The following is a 4,594-nucleotide window of genomic DNA, read 5'->3' as shown; positions in this document are numbered from 1 at the left end:
TCGACGGGAGTGACGTCCTCCGGCGTGACCTGCAGGGGTGCCTGCAGCTCGAACGCCCAGAGTCCCTCATCCTTGGTCGCTGGCCAGATCTTCTTGATCGGGGTGTGCTCGTCCCTGTCGCCCCCTGCCGCGACAGGGACGAGCACATGCAGCGGGAGGGTTGGCGTGGAGTCCCTGTTAACCACGCGCATGACCACCACGTCGGGTGAGACGAGGAAGGCCGGTCCTAGGGACCGGCGAATGCTCCCGTTGGCGTCGACCTCGACGACCTGAACGTGCTTCCGCGACTGCATACCTCAGTGTTCCCGGCATATTGGACACCTTCGTCATCCTCCAGGATGATTTCCGCCGAGCCGGGCCGCGCAGGTATGCGAGGCTGACCTCCTGCGGATCGCGGCGGGAGCACCGGCCGGGTCGCGGCAGGCACACGGCGAAAGGCAGCGGAGATGGAGCGCGTGCAGGTCGATCTCGACACGCTCGGCATCGGACGGGGGACGGTGGTCCGCTACGGACACTGGGGCCGCCCGCTGCTGGCCTTCCCCTCAGAGGCGGGACGGCCCTGGGACTTCGAGAACAACGGCATGATCGAGGCGATCACCGATCTCATCGACGCCGGCCGGGTCAAGGTCTACTGCGTGGACTCCTTTGACCACCTGACGTGGGCGGAGAATCGGCTGCCGACGGAGGAACGCGCCCGGAGGCACGCCTTCTATGAGTCCTGGATCCTCGACACCGTGGTGCCCAGGATCGACGCGGACTCACCCGGGCATGCCGGCATCGTCGCCACCGGCGCCAGCATGGGGGCCTATCACGCGGTCAACTTCGGGCTGAAGCGTCCGGACCTGGTCCGGGTCGCGATCGGGCTGTCGGGCAACTACGACCCGACGTCCTTCAACGGCTGGGGCGAGTTGGGGGAGGCGACCTACTACAACAACCCCACCGCCTACGTCCCCGGCATGGGGGGTGGCCACCTGGACTGGGTCCGGGCGCAGGCCAACATCCTGCTCATCGCCGGGCAGGGAGCCTTTGAGGTCCATCCGACGCGGTCGCTGCCGGAGGCCAGGCGGCTGGCTGGGCTGCTCGCCGAGGCACGGATCCCGCATCAGCTGGACCTCTGGGGCCAGGACAGCGCGCACGACTGGCCCTGGTGGCGCAAGCAGCTGGCCCACCACCTGCCCAGGTTCTGCTGACCCGGCTGACGTCGGGTCCGGTGACGGGATAACGTTCTGCCATGACCAGCGACGTTCGTTCCCACCTGATCGGATTGCTCCTCGGTGCCGAGGAAGACTGGCCGCGCGCCTTCGAAGCGATCCTGCGCATGGTCGGCCCGATCCAGGCAGGGGGCAAGACCCACACCCTGGAGGCCGAGCGCGTCCGCATCGCGCCCTTCGACCTGACCGACGACGTGCGCCACGGCCTCGTCATCGACCGGCTCGCCTACTGGTACTACCACCCGCGAGAGTGGTTGAAGAAGGCGTCGCTGATGAACAACACCTATCTTCTCAACAGCCCGTTCACCTTCCAGGCCATGGAGAAGCACAGCGCCTACTGCGCCATGCTGCGCTTGGGGATGAAGATCCCCAAGACGGTGCTCGTGCCCTACAAGAACCCGGTCGACAATGTGCGCTGGGCCTACACGTCGGGCAAGTACAACGACCCGTTCGACCTCGAGGCGATCGCCGAGGAGGTCGGCTACCCGCTCTACATGAAGCCCTTCGACGGAGGTGGCTGGCGTGGCGTCTCCCGGGTTGACGACGTCGCTAAGCTGCACTCGGCCTATGACGACTCCGGAAGCATGCTGATGCACCTGCAGGCGACGGTGGAGTATGAGCACTTCGCCCGCGCGCTGTCGATCGGCCCGGAGACGATGGTCATGGACTTCCGTCCCGGCGAACCCATGCACAGCAGGTATGCCGTGACGCACGACTTCCTCTCCTCCAAGGCCGGGTGGGAGACGCAGACCGTCAGCAAGGTGGTCAACGCCTTCTTCGGCTGGGAGTTCAACAGCGCCGAGATGCTCGTCCAGGGCAACGAGGTCTATCCGATCGACTATGCCAACGCCTGCCCGGATGTGGCGGTGACCTCGTTGCACTACTACTTCCCGTGGGCGATCACGGCGCTCGTGCGCTGGTCCACCTACTGCCTGGTGACGGGACGGAAGAACCCCATCGGGCTCCGCTCGCCCAACGCCTATTTCGACATCGCCGACAACGCCGACATGGACTACGACGAGAAGATGCATGCCTACCGGGCGCTCGCAGACTCCGAGCTCGAGGCCGAGAAGTACTGGCAGTGGTGCGAGGACCACCTCTCCCACCTGCCCGACCGGGTGCTGGAGTGGGTGGGCTCCAAGGAGTTCGACACGCTCATCGTCGACACCGTCCGAGCCACCTACCCCGAGCATGAGCACGAGAAGTTCTTGGCCCACTTCCGGGGTCTGACCGGTCTCTGGGCCGCAGACCAGCAGAACCTTCGAGCCCCCCAGGCCTGACCTGCGTGCCGCCACCGGCGCTGCAACGACGAAAGGAAGCCATGGTCACCACCGTCAAACTGGACCTCGGCCGGCATGCCACCCAAATGGAGGGCCGCGCCATCGTGCTGAACGGTCACACCGTCGGACACGTGAGCGGCGATGGCTGCGAGGTCCAGGTCCAGCCGGGCTTCAACATCATCGCCCTGGGGCACGGCGTCAACCAGACCAACCCCGTGCGTTTCCAGGGCTACGACGGTGACAACGTGACTATCCAGGTCGTCTGGGAAGACAACGTCTCGATCGGCGGCGCCCTCGGTGGGCGCTACTCGCTGCACGTGGTGCCGGCCGCCTAGAGGTCTGCGTAGAGGCCCGCCGGGGAGGGCCAGCTAGAGGTCTGCCTCACGCATCGTCGCCGCTGGCGGTCACCAGCTGCTCCCACGTGACGCTGCGCGGAGGGCTGGACCGGTGCGGGGTGGACAGGGCCGCGATCGCGCGATTGAGCGATTCGCGCCCCAGCTCCTCACCAAAGCGGTCGACGACGAGGAGGGCGCGGGGGCGGGCCAGCCCCCCAAGAGCCTCGCGGACGGCCTCCATCAGCTCGACCGCGACGGCGTCGAGGCCGAGCTCGGAGGCATTCGGCCCAGCCGCGGGGGAGAGCACGACCGCCGCGACGAGTGCCCGCCCCAGCTCGGGGTCCTTGCGGACGCTGACCCGGGCCTGCGCCACGAAGGGGTGGTCGGTGAGCACATCGCGCACCTCGCGCAGCGAGACCAGCTGACCGGAGACCGACACCACGTCGTCAGCTCGCCCCAGGAAGGCGACGTTGCCGTCACCGGACCGGGTCGCCAGATCGCCGGTGGAGTAGACGCCCGGGTGGCGCTCCCAGTGCTGCCAATGGTCCGGAGAAAAGTCCTCCGCGCCGTCCAGCCCGAGCATCGCGCCGGCCCATGGCCGCCGGAGCACGACCTCGCCGGCCTCGCCCGCTCCCAGCAGCATGCCGGCGCGGTCCACGATCTCCAGACCGCAGTCCGGCATCGGGACCCCTTCCACGCCGAGACCGTGCTGGCCGGTGATCCGCACGATGCCGCCGAGCTCGAGCTGTCCCCAGGCATCGAGCACCTCCAGGTCGGAGCCGAACGCGTCGGTCATCCAGGTCGCCAACTCTGGCTCGAGAGGCTCTCCAGCGGTGGCGATCCGCCGCAGGCTGGGCGTGGAGGAGGGGCGTGGCATCTCCCGCGTCCACCCGCGGATGGTCCGCATCACCGAGGGCGGCGTGATCAGGGTCTCCACGCCATACCTGCCGATGATGTCCCACGCTCGCCCATGGTCGGGCACATCGAGCGTCCCCTCGAACATCACTGACGCATCCCCCCAGGCCAGCGGACCGTAGATGGCGTGAAACTGCGTGACCGCCCAGGCGATGTCCCCGGCGCACCAGAACGGTCCGCCCGTGCGCAACTGGCCGTGCACGGCGATCGCGTTGGCGAGCACTGCGGCGGTCCCGTGCAGCACCGACACCGGCTGGCCGCCGCGGTTGGCGATGGGCACCAGGGCCACCGGGTGTGCCGCGGCCAGCGGTGTCGGATGGTCGTCGGTCCGCTCGTGCGCCCGTTTGCCGGCGACGACGTCGTGATACCACCGGTCGCCCTCATACCAGGCGACGTCCATCCCCGTGCGGCGCACCACGATGGTCTGCTGGATGCTGCCGACCGCGGCCAGCGCGTCGTCGACGCGGGCCTTGAGCGGCAGCACCGTCCCGTGCCGCCACGCTCCGTCCTGCGTGAAGAGCACCTTGAGGTCGAGCAGCGCGAGGCGGTCGGCCAGCGGGCCGGGCGGCAGTGCCGACGGCAGCACGCTGTGGATGGCGCCGATCCGAGCGCAGGCCAGCATCGCCACCACGGTCTCGGGCAGAAAGCCCAGGTGCAGCCCGACCCGATCGCCTGCCACCACGCCCATGCCGCGCAAGGCGCGCGCGAGCGTGACCACCTGCTCATGCAGCTCGCGGTAGGTGAGGTCCCGGCGGTCTCCTGGCTCGCCCTCCCAGTGGATCGCGACGTGGTCGCCGTGCTGCGCGAGATGGACGTCCAGGCAGGTCACCGAGAGGTTGAGCGCAGCGCCAGG

General features: G+C 68.5%; 5 protein-coding genes. 3 read left to right on the top strand and 2 right to left on the bottom strand.

Annotated elements, in window-relative coordinates; genetic code table 11:
- Positions 1-293 (bottom strand): hypothetical protein (locus Q4P07_RS13825; protein WP_303375501.1); only part of this gene is annotated, 293 nt, incomplete at its 3' end.
- Between the two features lie 153 nt (positions 294-446).
- Here Q4P07_RS13825 and Q4P07_RS13820 point away from each other — a divergent pair.
- The 3 genes from Q4P07_RS13820 to Q4P07_RS13810 are packed head-to-tail and all read left to right on the top strand — an operon-like array spanning position 447 to position 2,826.
- Positions 447-1,190: an esterase family protein gene (locus Q4P07_RS13820; RefSeq protein ID WP_303375500.1), complete on the top strand. Its 744-nt coding sequence runs from the start codon at positions 447-449 to the stop codon at positions 1,188-1,190.
- Between the two features lie 41 nt (positions 1,191-1,231).
- Positions 1,232-2,491: a RimK family alpha-L-glutamate ligase gene (locus Q4P07_RS13815; RefSeq protein ID WP_303375499.1), complete on the top strand. Its 1,260-nt coding sequence runs from the start codon at positions 1,232-1,234 to the stop codon at positions 2,489-2,491.
- Between the two features lie 41 nt (positions 2,492-2,532).
- The gene (locus Q4P07_RS13810) at positions 2,533-2,826 is read left to right on the top strand and encodes a hypothetical protein (RefSeq protein WP_303375498.1); all 294 of its coding nucleotides are present in this window, start codon (positions 2,533-2,535) and stop codon (positions 2,824-2,826) included.
- Between the two features lie 46 nt (positions 2,827-2,872).
- Here the strand turns inward: Q4P07_RS13810 and Q4P07_RS13805 are convergent.
- The coding region (locus tag Q4P07_RS13805; protein ID WP_303375497.1) for an acyl-CoA synthetase at positions 2,873-4,594 on the bottom strand (1,722 nt) is incomplete at its 5' end.

The sequence above is a fragment of the Ornithinimicrobium sp. genome (assembly GCF_030537745.1).
Classification (GTDB): Bacteria; Actinomycetota; Actinomycetes; order Actinomycetales; family Dermatophilaceae; genus Ornithinicoccus.
This window is presented reverse-complemented; position numbering and strand designations above follow the sequence as displayed.